We start from the raw sequence: 17,907 nt of genomic DNA on the forward strand, positions 1-17,907 counted from the left end.
TCTATCCTCCGCTCTCGCCGCCCCATCGCCGATCGTCGTAGTCGCGCATGCGGTCGGTACCGAACGCTTCGGCGAGCGCGTCGCGGAGGTCGTTCGTGCTCCGCTGGCCGATCCGAGCCAGTGCGTCCGCCTTGGCGACTGCTCGGGGCGGCCCGCGTTCGGTCGCGACCTCGCGGACGACGAAATCAGTGAGTGCCTGGCGGCAGGACTCGTCCTCCGTCAGTGCGAGTGGCGCCTCTACCCGGTAGAGGAGATCGTCGCGCGGGTCGTACAACACGAAGAAGGTCACCTCGTATGCCTCGGGATCGAGTGATCGTTCGATGCCAAACGGTCCGGACGAGGTCCCGCCGGTGCTGGCGTTGCCCCCGCTGGCGCCGTCGCCGACGAGCAGCCGATCCGCGCCCCCGCGCGAGCGGAACCACGAGGTGTAGGTCAGCGCGTCGGCGTCCCGTTCCCACTCGCGACGGGTCTCCCCACGCTCGTCGACGGTCTCGACGAACTCGCCGCGTTCGAGTAGGCGCGTGAACAGTGCGGTATCCCCGGCCCAGGGAGCCTGCTGGCCGCGATCTCTGAGCGTGCGGGTGATCGCCTTCGACGCGGGGTTTTTGACGAATCCCACGATCGGTACATCGCGCTCGACGGCTCGTTCGACGAGGCGAATGTAGTTCTCGATCACGTCCCGTGGCTCCGGCTCGTCGTAGAGTAGATCCCGGAGCTCCGGGGCACGATCGGCCCAGTTCAACATTCCTTTCGGGTAGATGGGCCCGTCGAGGACGAGCAGCTCTTCGACGGCGTCGAACTGGTCGAGCGCGTGGCTGCTCTCCGCGAGGTAGAGGGCGAGTTCGTGCACGACGCTCTCTTCGAAGCGCGGGACCTGTGGCGCCCGGAGGAGCCGGTTGTGCGTGTGTCCTTCGTCGAGGCGTTCGTCGATCTCCTGGACGCTTGCGAGGTCGCCGGAGTGAACCGTCGTGATGAGCGAGCGCTTGCGATGGAGGCCGAGATCGGACGGCTCGGCCGCCATCGCGGCGTGCGCGACGTCGAGTACGAGCCCGTTCTTGTAGGACGTCGGATTGATCGTTCCGGAGTCGAGCCCGTGGGTGGTTTCGAAGGTCGGTTCGGCGAGCGCAGCCGTATCGAACGCGATCTCGTGGAGCTGTTGTTCCGCCACCGGCGCCAGTAGCTCGGTCCCAGAATCGTCCCTGAGCGGGTCGAGGAACTCCTGCCAGACCTGCTCGGCAAAGCGCTGGTGCTCGCGCTCGTCGATCGATCGCTCGATCCGGCGCGCATGGCCCGTGATCCCCTCGAAGTGAACCCTATCCAGCGTCATTGGGTGGGGGTAGCCGGGCACGGTGAAAAGTCCGTGGGGAACCGTGCAGGACGAGTGCGGAATACGGCGTAGTCGAGCGTACTCTCTCCCTTCGAGGTTCGACCGTACGAACGGATCGACGTTCGGCGTCGCGGTCCGCAGCGGCCACAGATAGCTCTGTCCTGTGGCTGCTACAGCGTGTCTCGATGGCCGCCCACCCCACCTCGTGGCGTCTGATTCTCTACTCCGACGGCCCGCCCAGCGGCGGTCGAATCCGCTGAAGCAGTCGGTTGCGGAGTGGCGCTGGTTGCGGTCGGCCACTCCCCTTTTTTGCGTTTGCGCGTATCTTCCGTATGGACGCAGAACTCTACCAGGTCCTCGTCGAGGAATCGCCGGACGTTCCGACGATCACCGATGCGGATGGACGGATCACGTACGTCAGTCCATCCGTCGAACGGGCGCTTGGTTACGAACCCACGGAACTCGTGGGCGAGCTCGGATACGAGTACCAACATCCCGACGACCGCGACCACACCGCTGCTGCGTTCGAGCGGATCATGCAAGATCCGGATACGATCGAAACCATCGACACGCGGTGGCGACACGCCGACGGCTCCTGGTGCTGGATCGAGTCGACGATTCAGAACCGGCTCGACGACGATCTCGTGGACGGCATACTCATCCACACCAGAGAGATCTCTCGACGAAAGCGTCGGGAGGCCGAGCAGCGCGAACTCGCCGAGGAGTACAGGACGTTACTCAACAACGCCGAGGACCCAATCTTCTTCGTCGGCGTCGATAACGATGGCAGCGATCCGACGTTCCGGTTCGAACGTCTGAGTCCGTCCTACGAAGCGGAAACTGGGCTCGAGACCGCCGACGTTCGAGGCAAGACACCGATCGAGGTGTTCGGCGAGACCGATGGGGCCGAGCTCACGGCGAACTACCGACGTTGCGTCGACGCTCGCGAACCGATCTCCTATCAGGAGGAGCTCGTCGTGGAGGAGGGTGCCCGGATCTGGCAAACCAATCTCGCCCCAGTGATGAGTGAGGGGGAGGTGACCCGGATCGTCGGCATCACTCGGAACGTAACCGAGCGCGTCCAGCGTGAGCGACAGCTGGAGAGCAAGACCGAACAGCTGGACGAGTTCGCGAGTATCGTGGCGCACGACCTGCGCAACCCACTGAACGTCGCGCAGGGTCGGGCGGCGCTGGTAGGCGAGGAGTGTGATAGCGAGCACGTTGGGCCGTTACTCGCAGCACTCGAGCGGATGGAGGCGCTCATCGAGGACACGCTGACCCTGGCCAAACAGGGACAGGTCGTCGCCGATCCGGAACCGATCGAGCTCGTCGACCTCGTCGGCGCGAGCTGGCAGAACGTCTCCGCGGCTGAGGCGAGCATCGAAATCGCCGGGGGCGGTGTCATCCACGGCGATCGGAGCCGGCTCCAGCACGTCTTCGAGAATCTGTTCCGCAACGCTATCGAACACGGTGGCGACGATTGTACGATTCGCGTCGGGTTGATCGGTACGGAGGGCTTCTACGTAGCGGACGACGGCGCGGGAATCCCCGAGGAACGTGCGGAGTCCGTGTTCGAGTGGGGCCACTCCTCGTCGGCTGATGGCTCCGGTATCGGCCTCACGATCGTCGAACGGATCGTGGAAGCGCACGGCTGGACGGTTCAGGTCGTGGACGCAGAGGGCGGCGGTGCCCGCTTCGAGATCACCGGACTAACGATCGAGTAACGGCCGGTAGTGATGTCGCGGGCGCCCCACGGCTCCGCCACCTCTCTCGTTGGGGAAGACGAGAAGCAGGAAAGCGCGTGCTCAGTAACTCCGCTCTTTTGGCTCGTAGACCTTGTTCTCGCCCTGCAGGTCAACGGGCTTGTACCAGAGGTCCGGTCGGCCCTCCTCCCAGCTGACGAGCGTGTGTTTGAGCCACTCGTCGTCCTTGCGCTCCTGGTGCTCTGCACGCCAGTGCGCGCCGCGGAACTCCGTGCGGGCGAGGGCGCCGAGCGCGATCGTCTCGGCGACGTCGATGATGTTCCGCGTCTCGATCGTGTGGATGAGGTCGGTGTTGTAGGTCCGGCTCGGGTCGGACACCGCGACCTCCTGGTAGCGCTTGCGGGCTTCCCGGATGTCTCGCAGGGCCTTCTTGATGCCCTCCTTCTCCCGGAACACGTTGACGTTCTCGGTCATCGTCTGCTGGACCTCCGCGCGGATGTCGGCGTGGTTGACGCCGTCGTCGCGCTCCAGCATGCCCTCGATGCGCTGTCGTTCCTGTGCGACCGCGCCTTCGAGCACGTCGCCAGACGCGACTGCTCCGCCATCGGCGGCGGTATCGCCACCCGCAGCGTCGACTGCGCCGGGCTCGACGGGCGCGTCGAGGTTCTCTTCGGGTTCGGACTCGTCGGTCCGGCCCGTCTCGAGTTTCGCGTCGGCCCGGTCGGACGCAGCGGCGTGGCGGCCGGCACGGGCACCGAAGACGAGCAGCTCGGGCAGCGCATTGCCTCCGAGTCGGTTGGCGCCGTGGACGGAGGCGCAGGCGCACTCGCCCGCGGCGTAGAGCCCGTCGATCAGGGTCGCGCCGTTCTCGTTGGTCTCGATGCCGCCCATCTCGTAATGCTGACCGGGTTTGACCGGCATCGGCTCCTCGTAGGCGTTGACGCCCTCGAAGTCCTCCGCGAGGTGGACGATGTTCTCGAGCCGATCGGAGATGCGCTCCTCGCCGAGGTGGCGCATGTCGAGGTAGACGTACTCGTCCTCGACGCCGCGGCCAGCGTTGACCTCTGTGAGTTCGGCACGGGAGACGACGTCACGGGAGGCCAGCTCGCCCTCGTTGTTGGCGTAGCCGTGCTCGAACATGAACCGCTCTCCCTCGGAATTGTAGAGGATCCCGCCCTCCCCGCGAACGCCCTCGGAGATCAGCACGCCCGTCGAGGGGAGCGTCGTCGGGTGGAACTGCACGAACTCCATGTCCTCGAGGGGAACGCCGGCGCGGTAGGCCATCGCCTGTCCGTCGCCAGTACAGGAGACCGCGTTGGTGGTGTGATCGAACGCCTGCCCGGGACCGCCGGTCGCCAGCACCACGCCGTTGCGTGCCTTGAATCCGGCAACCTCGCCGGTCCGGAGTTCGTAGCCAACGACGCCCGTACACTCGCGATCTGCGGGCTCGTCGTGGTCGGTCGTCGCGAGCCGCGTAACGTACCACTCGTCGTAGACCTGGATGCCCCGTTTGACCACCTGCTCGTACATCGTGTGGAGCATGTGGTGGCCGGTCTCCGCGCCGGCGTAGGTCGTCCGGGCGAAGGAGAGTCCCCCGAAGGGGCGCTGGGAGACGGTGCCGTCCTCCTCGCGAGAGAACGGCATCCCCCAGTGTTCGAGATCGATGACTTCCTGTGGGGCGTCCTGGGCGAGAGTCTCGACGGCGGCGGCGTCGCCGAGATAGTCCGACCCCTTCATCGTGTCGTACGCGTGGAGCTCCCAGTCGTCGCCCTCGCGCAGAGCGGCGTTGATCCCGCCCTCCGCAGCGCCGGTGTGACTGCGAACCGGGTGGAGCTTCGAGACCATCGCCACGTCGGCGCCCTCCTCGTGTGCTGCGATCGCAGCGCGGAGGCCGGCCCCACCGGCTCCGACCACGATCACGTCGTGTTCGTGAACTGTCATTATATCACCAGAACTTGAGATTCGACTTGACTGCCTCCCGCTTGAGCTCCTGAATGTGCTCGGTCAGCGGGATATCTTTCGGGCAGACCTCCGTACAGGAGAACTGGGTCTGGCAGCGCCAGACGCCGTGTTCTTGCTCCATGATCCGCATCCGGTGTTCCTTGATGTCGTCTTCCTCTCGCTCGTCCATCGCGAAGCGGTAGGCCTTGTTGATCGCCGCGGGGCCGAGATACTCGTTGTCCCCGGCAGCGATGTTACAGGAGGACATACAGGCGCCACACCAGATACAGCGCGTGGACATCTTGATCTTCTCGCGGTTCTCGGGGGACTGGCGCTGCTCCTCGAGCTCGCCCTCCGGGAACTCCTCGCTCTGCATGTACGGCTCGACGGCCTCCATCTGGTCGTAGAAGTGCTCCATGTCCACCACGAGGTCTTTCACGACGTCTTGATGGGGGAGCGGCTCGACGCGAACGGGTGCGTCGAGCGCGGAGAGCTGCGTCTTGCAGGCCAGTCGCTGGCTCCCGTTGATGAAGAGCGCGTCGGAGCCACAGACCGCCTGTCGACAGGAGTGCCGGAAGGTGAGCGACGAGTCGAACTCGTCGCGGGCGTAGATCAGCGCGTCGAGGACGGTCATCCCCTGGACGTAGGGGACGTGGAAGTCGTCGAAGCGCGGCTCTTCCTTCTCGGGAACCTCCGGATCGAACCGGAAGACCTTGAGCTGGACCGTCTCGTCGGCCGCGGCGGCCGCTTCGGCGCGCTCGCGCTCGGTCACCTGCATCCGAGCCTGTTTCTCCTCGCGCCGGCGGTCGCCGGGCGTCTGTGCCGGCGCCTCGTCGGCGTCGGTCGTCGTCTCGGCCGTCGGTTCGTCCTGTTCTGTACTCATGAGATCGTCACCCCCGCCATCGCCATCGCGACCCGAATTCCCTGGGCGACGAGGACGATCCCCGCCAGCGTCAGGCCGTACTTGGCGATCGTCTTGCGCGTCCCCTCGATTCCCTGGTTGACCAGCGCGTTGTAGATCCCGTTGAGTCCATGGAACGCCGCGGCCACGAGGAACAGGACCATCGTCGCGAAGTACGCCGGATCCTCCATCCGCGCCTGCGTGTCCGCGAAGGTGACCTCGTAGGCGTGGTTGAGGAAGTGCAGCTGGAAGAAGTGAAAGGCCAGCAGCACGACCAGCAACGCGGCGGTGATTCGCTGGAGCAGCCACGTCGCGCCGTTCGGTTCGAACGACGAGTAGCGTTCAGCCATCTACACCACACCCCCGCCGAGGAATGTCGGCACGCTGGCCACGACGATTCCGCCCGTGACGACCAGCGATGCGTAGAAGCTCTTGTCCTGTGCCTCGAGTCCGACGCCGAGATCGACCATCAGCAGACGAACGCCGTTGAGAATGTGGAACACGGCGGTCGCCAGCAGACCGATCTCGAGGACGCGGACCACCAGCAGGCTCTCCAGCCCCTGGATCGTGTCGGTGTAGGTCGCCGGATCTCCACTGGCTGCGTCGATCGCCGTGCTGAGGACGGCGATGTGCATGAACAGATAGCCAATGAGGACCCAGCCGGTGAACTTGTGGAGGATCCAGGCCCACATGCCGGCGGAGAACTCCCGCCAGCGGCCGAAATCCTCGATCAGCCCCCGATCGTACGACTGGCTCATTTTCCCATGCTGGTCTTTGTTGGCGGCCGTATAGTAGTTACTACACTGGCGTGGGAGGACATCCCGAGGGGAATACGTTCGGCCGGTTTCACGCCGTGCCGCCGTCGTCGATCGACCGTCCGCCGGAACGGCCGCTCAGGGCGTGCGTGATTCAGCGGTCGTACTGAGCTGCGCCGGGGCCCGCGTCGGGTTCGCCGGAGCCGGTCCGAACGTACGGGGACGACCGGCTGTCTCCCGACCCACCCGCTCAAGTGCGCTCCCCCGCATTCATGACGCGTGCAACGCACGATCCGCGTCTCGACGACCGAGCGGCTCGAGATCGTCGCCATCACCGATCGGATCGCCGACTGCGTCCCCGAGGACGTCGACGCGGGCAGCTGTCAGGTCTTCTCGCGACACACGACCACTGGCGTCCTCGTCAACGAGGACGAGCCACGACTTCGCGAGGACATCGAGAAGTTCCTCGCCGATCTCGTCCCCGATTCGGGGCACCGCCACGACGACCTCGACGGGAATGCCGACAGCCACCTGCGAGCTGCACTTCTCGGCCCGTCGGCGACGATCCCGATCAGCGACGGCGATCTGGCGCTCGGCAACTGGCAGTCGATCTTCCTGGTGGAGTGCGATGGCCCACGCGAGCGCGAGCTGGTGGTGACGGTGTCGAGCGCGGAGTGAGCCAGAGCTCTCCCCGCAGACCGGACCGCTCTTGTGCAGTCCGGTCCACGCATCCGGCAATGCGAATCCCGCAGGGGAGCGATCCCGTCGCCGAGCGGGCCACTGTCAGCGCCGACCAGACTGCGCTCGTCCGTGCAGCCGACGGTGCGACCTGGACCTACGGCCGGCTCGACGACGCCGTCGACAGGACTGCTGGCAAGCTCGCCGCGCTCGGCGTCGAGGCGGGCGATCACGTCGGGTTACTCGCCGAGACCGACGTTCCGGCGGTCCGGACGATCTTCGGAGCGCTCCGGCTCGGTGCCGTGCCGGTGCCGTTGAACACGAGGCTCACCGCGGGCGAACTCGGCCCGCAGCTCGACACCGCGGACGTCGAGGTGCTGATCTGTGAGGGTGCAACCGAGGGACTCGGGATCGCCGCTGCGAAGGACGCACCGCGGGATCCACCGACGACGATCGCGACCCTCGATGGCGCCGACGCGACCGCCGAGGTGCCCCTCCGGCTCGCCGAGCAGGCGTCCTCGAGCTTCGAGGCCCCGACCCCCGACGCCGACGACACGCGACTCCTCCTCTTTACCTCCGGCACCACGGGCGAGCCGAAGGCCGTCGAGCTGACGGCGGGCAACCTCCGATCGAGCGCGATCGCATCGGCGTTCCGGCTGGGCACCGACCCCGACGATCGCTGGTTCGTCCCGCTGTCGATCTACCACATGGGCGGGTTCGCGCCGGTCTATCGGTCGATCCTCTATGGTACGACCGCGGTTCTCCAGCGCGAGTTCGACGCCGAGCGCACGCTGACAGCCATCGAGACCCAGAACGTGACCTGCCTCTCCGTCGTTCCGACCATGCTCACCCGGCTGCTCGATACCGACGGGGCGCCCCGCGCGCTTTCGGATCTCAGATTCGTACTCACCGGCGGTGCTGCGACGCCCCCCGATCTCGTCGACCGCTGTGCGCCCCTCGACGTTCCGCTGTGCCCGACCTACGGGCTCACCGAGACTGCCTCGCAGGTCGCGACGGCGCTGCCCGCGGAAGCCCGCGAACACGAGGGAACCGTCGGCCGACCGTTGCTCCCGACGACAGTCCGGATCGTCGAGGAGCGGCCGGATCCCGACGCCGAGACCGACTACGAGATCCTGCCCGCTGGCGAGTCCGGCGAGATCGTGGTCGACGGGCCCACCGTCTCGCCCGGGTACTACGGCAACGACGCCGCCACGACTGCCAGCCGCTCGCCGCTGGGCTACCACACCGGCGACCTCGGCCGCCACGACGACAACGGCCGGCTCTGGGTGCTCGGCCGCGCGGACGATGCTATCTCGACCGGCGGCGAGCTCGTCCACCCAGCGGACGTCGTCGAGACCCTCGAATCCCACCCGGCGATCGACGCGGCGGCCGTCGTCGGTCTCGAGGATCCCGAGTGGGGCGAGCGCGTCGCTGCCGTGCTCGTGCCGACCGACGACGACCTCGGGATCGGCGCACTGCGTTCTCACTCCACTGTGGAACTGGCTGACTACAAGCGACCGAAGACGATCGCGTTCGTGAGCGAGCTTCCCCGGACTGCCTCCGGCACCGTCGATCGGGAGGCCGTCCGGAAGCGGCTACGGGAGGACGGCGTCGAGTTCTAATGCAGTGCCGTCTGGACAGCTTCGTTCACTGCCCAGTCGTTGCACCGGTCTGACTACGCTACGGCACCGACAGCGACCGTCAGGTGGACGCCTGGCCACGCGTCCAGCCGGGATCCTGGCCGGTCCGGTCGATGAGATCCGACCGACACGCCGGGCAGAACTCTGGGGTGACCGATTTGCTTCGGGGGACGTACACCGCACCGTCACACTCTACGCACGCGTCCGTGACGATCGTCACACAGTCCGCACAGACGTTGAAGTCGTCGACCGTGAGCTCGCGTAGGGGTTCGAGCCGTTTGTCGAGGAGATACTCGTCGATGGCCGTCTGGCAGTTGGTGCACGGTTGCATGGCGATGCAGTGTGGCACTTGTGACCACACCTGAAATATCTGTTCCCCACCGAGGGGTCGCTGTCCACGATCGCGTCGATCGAGGCGGGCGGTACGAGCCGTTGGGCCGGTACCTGCGGAACGAGCGACGGACGCTTTCCCCGCATTCTCCGACGAGGGTCGTGGTACCGCGACTCTCAGAAGGGTTATCCCCTGACCGAGGCTACAATTGTTTGCAATGGCAAACGGAAAAGTTGACTTCTTCAACGACACTGGCGGCTACGGTTTCATTTCGACTGACGACGACGCTGTCGACGACGACGAGGACGTGTTCTTCCACATGGAGGACGTCGGCGGTCCCGACCTCGAAGAGGGGCAGGAGGTCGAGTTCGATATCGAGTCCTCCCCCAAGGGCCCGCGCGCGTCGAATCTCGAGCGCTACTAACGACCCGGTTTTCGTCCCTCGCTCCGAGCGACGGACGTGACTCGAATTTTCCCAATTTTCACGCACCCGGGTAGATCTGGCCACAGCTAGCGTTGGATCGCTCCTGGCTTGCTACCCAGTGGAGTCGCTTCCAAGACGGTCGGTGATTCGGTTCCGCCCCGAGCCGTCGATCTGAACCGTCGATCCGAGCGATCCGTCCACTGGATCCGATCACGACCGTCTCCTCGCCAGACGGCGTGGGATCGCCCCAGGCGGTTCCCAAACGCTCATTGGCCGGCCCACTCTCTCCTGGGGTAATGCACGTTAGCGTCGTCGGCAGCGGCTACGTCGGCTCGACGATCGCCGCCGTCTTCGCCGAGTGGGGGCACGAGGTCACGGCGGTCGACGTCGACCAGGAGATCGTGGACGCGATCAATTCGGGAGAGGCACCGATCCACGAGCCGGGACTGGACGAGCGGGTCGCCGAGCACGGTGGCGGCCGTCTGCACGCGACGACCAACTACGACGAGATCCCCGAGACCGACGTCACCTTCCTCGCGCTCCCGACGCCGTCGAGGGCGGACGGCTCGATCGACACCAGCATCATCGAGGCCGCGGCGGAGGCGCTGGGCGAGGCCCTCGCCGACGTCGACGAGCACGTCGCGATCGTCAAGAGCACGGTCGTTCCGGGCACGACGCGGGACGTCCTCGCGCCGCTGATCCGGGCCGAGGCCGGCGATCGGGTCAGCGTCGGAATGAACCCCGAGTTCCAGCGAGAGGGGACAGCCGTCGCGGACTTCCTCGACCCGGACAAGCTGGTGTTCGGCACGGAGGGCCACGACGCCGGCGTCCCGAGCGAAGAGGACCGCGCGCTCGCGGCGCTCCACGAGGTGTTCGCGCCGCTGATCGAGGCCGAAGACCCGCCGATCGTCGAGACCGGACTCACCGAGGCCGAGTTCATCAAGTACGCGAACAACGCCTTCCTCGCGGCGAAGGTCAGCCTGATCAACGACCTCGGAAACATCGCGAAGGAGTTCGACGTCGACGCCTACGAGATCGCCGATGCGATCGGGCTCGACGATCGCATCGGCGAGCGGTTCCTCCGTTCTGGCGTCGGCTGGGGCGGCAGCTGCTTCCCCAAGGACGTGAAAGCGATCATCGCCGCTGCCCAGGCCGAGGGGTACGAGCCGGCCGTGCTCCAGGCCGCCGTCGACCTGAACGATCGCCAGCCCGAGCGGCTGCTCGAACTGCTCGATCGCCACGCCGACGTCGAGGATGCGACCGTCGCGGTGCTCGGCCTCTCCTTCAAACCCGGCACCGACGACGTCCGAAACTCTCGCGCGATCCCGGTGATCGAGGGGCTCGAGTCACGGGGCGCGAACGTGATCGCGTACGATCCCGTCGCGGAAGCGAACATGCGAGAGCAGTTCCCGGATCTCACGACGGCCGACAGCGCCGAGGCCGCTCTCGCCGGCGCCGACGCTACCGTCGTCGTGACTGGCTGGGACGAGTTCAGCGCGCTCGATTCGGACGCGTTTGCGGCGATGGCGACGCCGATCGTCGTCGACGGGCGGCGTGTGATCGATACCGACGACCTCGACGTCGACGGGCTGGTCTACGACGGCCTGACCTGGTGAACACGCTGGCGAGCTGGCGCTCCTGGGCACAACTTCTTAGGTAGTACAGAGAGTACTACCGAATATGAGCACGGACGAGGCAACTGACAAGCAGACGACTCGCATCACGCGCAAGGGACAGGTGACGATCCCGAAGGAACTCAGAGACGCCTACGCGCTCGAGGAGGGCGACGAACTGGTCTGGATCGAGACCGAGGACGGGATCGAAGTCCGGAAAGCGACGCAATCCGCCGGACGAGGGCTCCTCGTCGAGGATGGGACGAGCCGAGAGAGCCGCGACGAAATGGCCGACGCAATGGAAGCGGAGATCCGAGCAAAGCGCCGGGCGGAGTGGACACCGTGACGAGGTACACTGTAGACGGTGTGGCGCTCGCCCGGTATCTGGTCGATGCGTTGCCGAGTGACGCTGACGACGCGTTTCGTCGCGCGGAACAGGGCGTTGACGTGCTCGAGGCGCCGACGGTTACCATCGGCGAGGCGATCTGGGCGACGGTCAACAAGAACGAAATTGGCGGCAAATCTGTCGAAACGACGCCGAACGCAGTGCTTCGCGGGCTCGTCCACGACGGTCCGGTCGTGGTCGCTGAAACCGACGAGCAGGAGCTGGCAGTGGCCGGCAGTTTGCTCGGTCATCACACCCTCCACGACGCACTACTCATAGCGAGTCATCGCGTGCAAGGGACCGAGGCGATCGTCACGAACGACGAGCAGTTTGGGAACGAGACAACGGTCTGGGAGTGAGCCCTGGCACGCTAGGTGACTTGCGTTTTTTGCTCTGCGCGGCGAACCCCGGCCCGAGCGCTACGGCTCGAACTCGTCGGGCTCTTCGACTGCTCGCGGTTCGACGTTCGATAGCTCCTCCGTGAGCCACTCCCGAAGCCAGCGGACGCGCTTCAGACGCCGGTGCGCGATGGTCTCGGCGGCGTCACTGCGGATGCGATCCTCGGCCTCGTGGCCCCGTTCGAGCACGCGCTCGACCATCTCGGGCGCGTCCATGTGTGTCCGGGCTTCGTACCCCATCCGGAGCATCATGAGGACCGTTCCGTTCGCGCCGACCTTGTCGAGCAGATCGGCTTCGATGAGACACTGGGTCTCGAGGGAGAGGTCCTCCAGTGGCCCCTGGTAGGAGTGGTCCTCGACCGAGCGGCAGACCTCGTCGAGGAACGAATCGGGGTACTCACAGTGTGTTTCGAGATACTGCCGGGCGACGCGGGCGCCCTCCTCCGCGTGGACGTCCTGCTCGGCGTCGAGCTTCGCGACGTCGTGGAAGACCGACGCGACGCGCGTTACGTCGACGTCTGCACCCTCCTTTTTCGCGATCTCGGCAGCGAGATCGACGACGTTCCGGATGTGGTTGTACCGGTACTCCGCGGAGTGCCAGGGGTACCAGCGCATCCGGCCGCCCTCCTCTTCCCGCTCGACGCTCGCGGCGAGATACTCGAAGACGAACTCCTCCATGGCCGCGAACTCCTCTTCGGAGACGCGGCGCTCCTTGATTTCAACCCCCACCGAACCACCTCGAGGTCGCAAACGTAGTCATGTTAGCCGAATACACGACCGTTCGACTCTTTAGGCTTACGTACCGGTCACCAGCGGCCGTCGAGCGATCGGTGGATCGACGGTATACGGCCAACTGCCGGACGAATGCCCGGTTTTGTCGGCACCCCGTACGCGGTATCACGTTGCCCGTCCGATCTCCTGTTTTGGGGTCGCCTGTCGGCCTGCATCGTCGCCAGCGTCTATGTCGTCGCTGCCACAGGAACCGTCGCCTGCTGCCCGAATCGCTGCCGGTCTTTGGACAGGTGCCTCCCGCCAGCATCGCCGCCAGTCCCACGGACCGTCGTCTGCCGCAATTTATCCCGTGCGGGCGCGTACCGGCTGTCATGAAAGGCGACGGCGCGACGACGCTCGAGGCGGTCGGCTCGTTCGACGGCGGCGCCACCTGGCTGGCGTATCCCGACGAGGTAATGGCTCGCGCGAGCCACGTGCTCTTCGACCCTGGCGATGGTGCGGATGAGGGCGCGGAGAGCGCCACGGACGACCTCTGGCTCGTCGATCCCGTCGACACCGACGATCTCGACGAGTGGCTCGCCGAGCGGGGCACCGTCGCCGGCGTCGTCATTTTGCTCGATCGTCACAAGCGCGACGCGGCCAGGATCGCGGCACGGCACGACGTCCCCGTCCACGTCCCCGAGCAGTTCGCCGACGTCCGCGAGGAGCTCTCCGCGCCGACGACGCTCCTGGGGGACGAACTCGGAGACACTGGCTACCGGCCAGTTCCAGTCGTAAACCGATCCTTCTGGCACGAGGTCGCCCTCTATCGCGAGCGCGACGGGACGCTGATCGTCCCCGAGGCCGTCGGCACTGCCGAGTACTTTTGCGTCGGGGGCGAGCGACTCGGCGTCCATCCGGCTCTCAGGCTGTTCCCGCCGCGCTCGGCGCTCGGCAATCTCGATCCAGAGCGAGTGCTCGTGGGCCACGGTGCGCCAGTGCTCGAAGACGGTACCGCTGCACTCCGGGAGGCTCTGGCCGCTTCTCGTCGTGGTGCCCCGCGCCTCTACGCTCAATCACTCCGCTCGGCGCTCCCGTTCTGAGGCGCAGTCACACTCCTCTCTCATGGTCGAAACCTGCTACGTGACCGCGGGGCTGCTCGACGCGTTGTTGTCGATCGCCGAGGATCGCGAGCCGGACGACGTCTCTACGCTCTTGCTGGTCTCAGAGGCCGGCATTCTCGAGGACAGCATCGAGGATAGCGCGATCGCCGATCTCGACGCGACCGACGACACACTGCCGGCGGGCGCTACGGCCGTCGACGATCTCGATCCCGAGACGCCGGTGTTCACTGACCTCTACTTCCCCTCCACGAGCCGGTCGGTCGACGCGGTGTTCGGCGTCGACGTCTCCGTCCCGCACGGACAGGCCCAGGGCCGGTTCGTCTCGCATCCGCTAGGAGAGCTCTCCGTCTCGAAGGCTGACGACCTCCACGAAGTCGTGGTGGTGGCGGTTCCGCCGTGGACGCGCGACGACGTCGCCGCCTTCGATCGGAGCGGCCATCGACTCGACTGCCAAATCGTCGCGGCAGCACCGCCGGAGCGACCGTTCGAGGGGTAACTACTGCAAACTTCCTGGGATAACTACTGCAAGCTTCGAGAGATACGTACTGCCAACTTCGAGAGGCAACTACAGCACACGTCCGGGCCGTCGTCGATCGCTCACTCCAACACGATGAGCACGTCGCCCATGTCGACGCTGTCGCCCTCCGCGATCCGGACCTCGCTGACGGTGCCGCCGGTGTCCGCCACGACGTCGTTTTCCATCTTCATGGCCTCGAGGACGCAGACGACGTCACCGGAGGCGACCTCGTCGCCCTCGTCGACGCTGACCTCCAGAATCGTGCCCTGCATCTCGGCGGAGATGCTCTCTCCGTCGCCGACGCCGCTGCTTCCACCGTCGTCCTGGCCGACGTGATCGGGTCGCTCGCCGCCACTGGCGTCGACCGCACCGGCAGCGATCGGCGGTGCGCCCTCCTCTTCGAGGTTGACTTCGAACCGTTTGCCGTTGACCTCGACCGTGAACTCTCGGGTGACGGTCTCTTCGTCGGTGGCGGCGTCGCCGGCGTCCTCTTCGGGACCCCACTGACGCTGGGCCTCCTCGATGCGGGCGTGGTCCAGCTCCTCGTCGAGATATTTCGTCGTGTGCGTGCCGTCGATGAACGCCTCGTCGGCCATCATCAGACGGTGGAAGGGAATGATCGTGGTGATGCCCTCGATCTCGTACTCGCGGAGGGCGCGGAGCGATCGCGAGATGCACTCCTCGCGGTCGGATCCGTGGACGATCAGCTTCGCGATCATCGAGTCGTAGTCGCCGGCGAGGTCGTCGCCCTGCCGGAGCGCGTCGTCCATCCGGACGCCGATGCCGCCGGGTGGGTCGTACGTCGAGAGGTGACCGCCACCGACCGGCTGGAACTCCATTGCCGCGTTCTCGGCGTTGATCCTGAACTCCATCGCGTGGCCCGACAGCTCGACGCTCTCCTGCTCGAATCCGATCTCCTGGCCGTCGGCGACCCGGAGCTGCCATTTCACGATGTCGATGCCGGTCAGCTCCTCCGTGACGGTGTGTTCGACCTGGATTCGCGTGTTGACTTCGAGGAAGTAGAAGTTCGTGTCCGGCCCCAGGAGGTCGTCGGGATCGCGGTCGGGATCCTCCTCGACGAGGAACTCGACCGTACCCGCGTTCGTGTAGTCGGCGGCGTCGACGCCCCGTCGGGCGGACTCACCGATCTGCTCGCGGAGTTCGTCGGAGAGCGCCGGGGAGGGCCCCTCCTCGATGACCTTCTGATGGCGGCGCTGGAGCGAGCAGTCACGTTCGCCGAGGTGGCGAACGTTGCCGTGCTCGTCGGCGAGGATCTGGATCTCGACGTGGCGCGGCGTCTCGAGGTAGCGCTCGAGATAGACCGAGTCGTTGTCGAAGTACGCCTCGCCCTCGCGCTTGGCCGTCTTGAGTTGCTCTTCGGCTTCCTCTTCGTTCTCGACGATCTGCATGCCCATCCCGCCGCCACCGCCCTCGGCCTTGATCGCGATCGGATAGCCGTGCTCCTCGCCGAACTCGAGCACTTCGTCGACCTCGGTGACGGGCTCTTTCGTCCCCGGAACGATCGGGACGTCGGCGTCGTTCATGATCGTCCGGGCTTTCGTCTTCTCGCCGAGGCTCTCCATCGCGTCACCGTTGGGACCGACCCACGTGAGCCCATCGGCCTCTTCGACTTTTCTGGCGAACGTCGCGTTCTCCGCGAGGAACCCGTAGCCGGGGTGGATCGCGTCGGCGTCGGCCTTTCGCGCCGCCTCGATCACCGCGTCGTGATCGAGGTACGATTCGCTGGCCGTCGCCGGGCCGACGTTGTAGGCCTCGTCGGCGTACCGCACGTGGCCAGCATCCTTGTCCGCCTCGCTGTAGATTGCGACTGTAGAGACGTTCAGCTCCTCGCAGGCCCGCATCACCCGAACCGCTATTTCGCCACGGTTCGCGACCAGCACCTTCCGGAACATGGCAGTCGGTTCTGGAGGCACTCACCTGATTCTATCGGTTGAACGAAAGACCGTGAACGATCGGTAGCTGCGATCGGTTCGAGCAGCTGTGGGCCGTTCGACGGCGCTGATCGGTTCGAGCGGTGTCGTCGCTTCCTGTGGCTCCACCTTGATCGAGCAGCTGCGAACTGGTTCCAGTCCCTAGCTCGTCTCGCCCTCGCTCTCGGGTTCGGTCGCCCCCTCCGCATCCGTCGGGTCGAGATCCACGCCGACGCCGTCGCTCCCACCGACGTACGTCGCGATGCGGACGCCGATCAGGCTGACGAGCACGCCCGCGACCACGAACGCGGCGAGGCGCTGGCCGGACTCGAGTGCGAACGGCTCGATGGTCAACACGCCGAGCTCGATCCGCGGTATCTCCATCGATGCGAGCGTCCCGGCCTCCTCGAGGAAGTAGGCCGAGAACCCGCGGACGACGAGCCCGACGGCGACCGCGACGAACGGGAGGTTGAGGTAGGACGTCCGAATCCCTTCGTCGCGGAGGACCTCATCGAGCAGTCGGCCGGTCGAGGCGGTCAGTGCGGCCATCGTGACCCACGGGACGGCGGTGTAACAGAACTCCATCGTGGGTACCAGCACACCCTCGGTGTCTGCCTGTCCGGAGACTCCGAGCGCCCCGGCGAAGAGGCCGACGAGCGTCAGTCCCCCGGCGACGACGTAGGTGACGACGGAGACCTGGCCGGAGTAGAGTGCGTCCTGCGCCTGGCGGGTGGCTCGTGCCAGCAACGCGTCGATGCCCAACCCCTTGTAGAGCAAGAAGAGGCCGATCACCGTCGCGATCGTCGCTGCGGCGACGGCCGGCCCGGCGAACAGCGCCAGCACCGGGAACACCAGCAAGGCCGTCCCGAGCGGGACGAGCGTGGTCTGGCGCAGCTCCTCGTCGGCGAGGAACTGTTTCATCAGGTAGTAGGTCGATTCGAGGTCCCTGGCCTGTCGAACGACCACGCGATCGACGGAGTCGACCGGAACGCGGCTCTCGACGAGCGGCACGAGCCGCTCGTCCTCGGCGCTGTCGGTGACGACGATCGCCGAGTCGGGGTCGTAGTCGGCGACGAGACCGTCGAGCTGTCTGGCGACCGTTCGGTCCGCGGTGACCATCGATTCGGCGGTCCCGGAGACGACCGCGACGACCGCGTCCTCGCCGTCGTCTCGCAGGTCGCGCGTGATCCGGAGGGCCTCCAGAATGGAGTTCACGCTCGCGTCCTCGGGATCCGCGAGACCGACGTCGGTCACGAGCGCCTGGACGGCCTCCCAGCCCGCGACGGGGGTCTCGATTCCCGTAGTGGCTCCCACGTCGTCCACCCGATCGAGGCAGACAACCAGGGTAGTCACGGTACGGTCAGAGGTCGGTCGCGCTGCATTAAAACTCTCGTGGTGATTTTCGCGCCGAGCGCCGTCACTGCGCAGGGCAGTCGGACCGCCGCCGTCACCGAGCAGTCGGTGCGGAACACCGGCATCGCCGAGCATCCCATCCGGATCGCCACCGCCATTGTCGAGCAGTCGATCC

At 66.2% G+C, this 17,907-nt stretch carries 18 protein-coding genes; 9 read left to right on the top strand and 9 right to left on the bottom strand.

What is annotated here, in order from left to right:
• Position 1: 1 nt before the first annotated feature.
• Complete coding sequence (locus MXF70_RS06980; protein ID WP_248518277.1) at positions 2 to 1,327, bottom strand: DNA double-strand break repair nuclease NurA; 1,326 nt, start codon at positions 1,325 to 1,327, stop codon at positions 2 to 4.
• Positions 1,328 to 1,659: 332 nt separating this feature from the next.
• On the opposite strand from MXF70_RS06980, the gene MXF70_RS06985 reads away from it, so the two are divergent.
• The gene (locus tag MXF70_RS06985; protein WP_248518278.1) at positions 1,660 to 3,051 is read left to right on the top strand and encodes a PAS domain S-box protein; all 1,392 of its coding nucleotides are present in this window, start codon (positions 1,660 to 1,662) and stop codon (positions 3,049 to 3,051) included.
• Positions 3,052 to 3,132: 81 nt separating this feature from the next.
• On the opposite strand, the gene MXF70_RS06990 is transcribed toward MXF70_RS06985, so the two are convergent.
• Genes MXF70_RS06990 through sdhC form a run of 4 tightly spaced genes read right to left on the bottom strand, consistent with a single transcriptional unit; the run spans position 3,133 to position 6,630 of the window.
• A complete protein-coding gene (locus tag MXF70_RS06990) occupies positions 3,133 to 4,971 on the bottom strand; it encodes an FAD-binding protein (RefSeq protein WP_248518279.1) in 1,839 nt (612 codons plus the stop codon).
• Between the two features lie 4 nt (positions 4,972 to 4,975).
• Positions 4,976 to 5,854, bottom strand: coding sequence for a succinate dehydrogenase/fumarate reductase iron-sulfur subunit (locus MXF70_RS06995; protein WP_248518280.1), 879 nt, complete (start codon positions 5,852 to 5,854; stop codon positions 4,976 to 4,978).
• The gene (locus MXF70_RS07000) at positions 5,851 to 6,222 is read right to left on the bottom strand and encodes a succinate dehydrogenase hydrophobic membrane anchor subunit (protein WP_248518281.1); all 372 of its coding nucleotides are present in this window, start codon (positions 6,220 to 6,222) and stop codon (positions 5,851 to 5,853) included. Before MXF70_RS07000 ends, MXF70_RS06995 begins: the two co-directional genes overlap by 4 nt.
• Entirely contained in the window at positions 6,223 to 6,630 is a 408-nt protein-coding gene (gene sdhC, locus MXF70_RS07005) for a succinate dehydrogenase, cytochrome b556 subunit (RefSeq protein ID WP_248518282.1), read from the bottom strand. It abuts the gene before it with no gap.
• 276 nt (positions 6,631 to 6,906) lie between these two features.
• On the opposite strand from sdhC, the gene MXF70_RS07010 reads away from it, so the two are divergent.
• Positions 6,907 to 7,305 (top strand): secondary thiamine-phosphate synthase enzyme YjbQ, encoded by a 399-nt coding sequence (locus MXF70_RS07010; protein ID WP_248518283.1) that lies wholly within the window; start codon positions 6,907 to 6,909, stop codon positions 7,303 to 7,305.
• A 59-nt stretch (positions 7,306 to 7,364) separates the two neighbouring features.
• Positions 7,365 to 8,927 (top strand): class I adenylate-forming enzyme family protein, encoded by a 1,563-nt coding sequence (locus MXF70_RS07015; protein WP_248518284.1) that lies wholly within the window; start codon positions 7,365 to 7,367, stop codon positions 8,925 to 8,927.
• A gap of 79 nt (positions 8,928 to 9,006) precedes the next feature.
• Here MXF70_RS07015 and MXF70_RS07020 read toward each other — a convergent pair whose 3' ends face one another.
• Positions 9,007 to 9,276: a DUF7571 family protein gene (locus MXF70_RS07020; protein ID WP_248518285.1), complete on the bottom strand. Its 270-nt coding sequence runs from the start codon at positions 9,274 to 9,276 to the stop codon at positions 9,007 to 9,009.
• Between the two features lie 217 nt (positions 9,277 to 9,493).
• Here MXF70_RS07020 and MXF70_RS07025 point away from each other — a divergent pair, with 217 nt between their 5' ends.
• From MXF70_RS07025 to MXF70_RS07040, 4 genes are all read left to right on the top strand, one after another.
• On the top strand, positions 9,494 to 9,700 hold the full coding sequence (locus MXF70_RS07025) for a cold-shock protein (RefSeq protein ID WP_248518286.1): 207 nt from the start codon (positions 9,494 to 9,496) through the stop codon (positions 9,698 to 9,700).
• A 296-nt stretch (positions 9,701 to 9,996) separates the two neighbouring features.
• Positions 9,997 to 11,316, top strand: a complete 1,320-nt coding sequence (gene aglM, locus MXF70_RS07030) for a UDP-glucose 6-dehydrogenase AglM (RefSeq protein WP_248518287.1) — start codon at positions 9,997 to 9,999, stop codon at positions 11,314 to 11,316.
• Between the two features lie 64 nt (positions 11,317 to 11,380).
• Positions 11,381 to 11,659 (top strand): AbrB/MazE/SpoVT family DNA-binding domain-containing protein, encoded by a 279-nt coding sequence (locus MXF70_RS07035; protein ID WP_248518288.1) that lies wholly within the window; start codon positions 11,381 to 11,383, stop codon positions 11,657 to 11,659.
• Complete coding sequence (locus tag MXF70_RS07040) at positions 11,656 to 12,057, top strand: type II toxin-antitoxin system VapC family toxin (protein WP_248518289.1); 402 nt, start codon at positions 11,656 to 11,658, stop codon at positions 12,055 to 12,057. Before MXF70_RS07035 ends, MXF70_RS07040 begins: the two co-directional genes overlap by 4 nt.
• Positions 12,058 to 12,117: 60 nt before the next feature.
• Here MXF70_RS07040 and MXF70_RS07045 read toward each other — a convergent pair whose 3' ends face one another.
• A complete protein-coding gene (locus MXF70_RS07045; protein ID WP_248518290.1) occupies positions 12,118 to 12,825 on the bottom strand; it encodes an HD domain-containing protein in 708 nt (235 codons plus the stop codon).
• A 374-nt stretch (positions 12,826 to 13,199) separates the two neighbouring features.
• Here MXF70_RS07045 and MXF70_RS07050 point away from each other — a divergent pair, with 374 nt between their 5' ends.
• On the top strand, positions 13,200 to 13,910 hold the full coding sequence (locus MXF70_RS07050; RefSeq protein ID WP_248518291.1) for an MBL fold metallo-hydrolase: 711 nt from the start codon (positions 13,200 to 13,202) through the stop codon (positions 13,908 to 13,910).
• A 22-nt stretch (positions 13,911 to 13,932) separates the two neighbouring features.
• Positions 13,933 to 14,427, top strand: coding sequence for a JAB/MPN domain protein-containing protein (locus MXF70_RS07055; protein WP_248518292.1), 495 nt, complete (start codon positions 13,933 to 13,935; stop codon positions 14,425 to 14,427).
• Between the two features lie 101 nt (positions 14,428 to 14,528).
• On the opposite strand, the gene MXF70_RS07060 is transcribed toward MXF70_RS07055, so the two are convergent.
• The gene (locus MXF70_RS07060; RefSeq protein WP_248518293.1) at positions 14,529 to 16,361 is read right to left on the bottom strand and encodes an acetyl-CoA carboxylase biotin carboxylase subunit; all 1,833 of its coding nucleotides are present in this window, start codon (positions 16,359 to 16,361) and stop codon (positions 14,529 to 14,531) included.
• A 180-nt stretch (positions 16,362 to 16,541) separates the two neighbouring features.
• Positions 16,542 to 17,693 (bottom strand): DUF373 family protein, encoded by a 1,152-nt coding sequence (locus MXF70_RS07065; RefSeq protein ID WP_375140833.1) that lies wholly within the window; start codon positions 17,691 to 17,693, stop codon positions 16,542 to 16,544.
• Positions 17,694 to 17,907: the final 214 nt, after the last annotated feature.

The sequence above is a fragment of the Salinarchaeum laminariae genome (assembly GCF_023204835.1).
Lineage (GTDB): Archaea > Halobacteriota > Halobacteria > Halobacteriales > Salinarchaeaceae > Salinarchaeum > Salinarchaeum laminariae.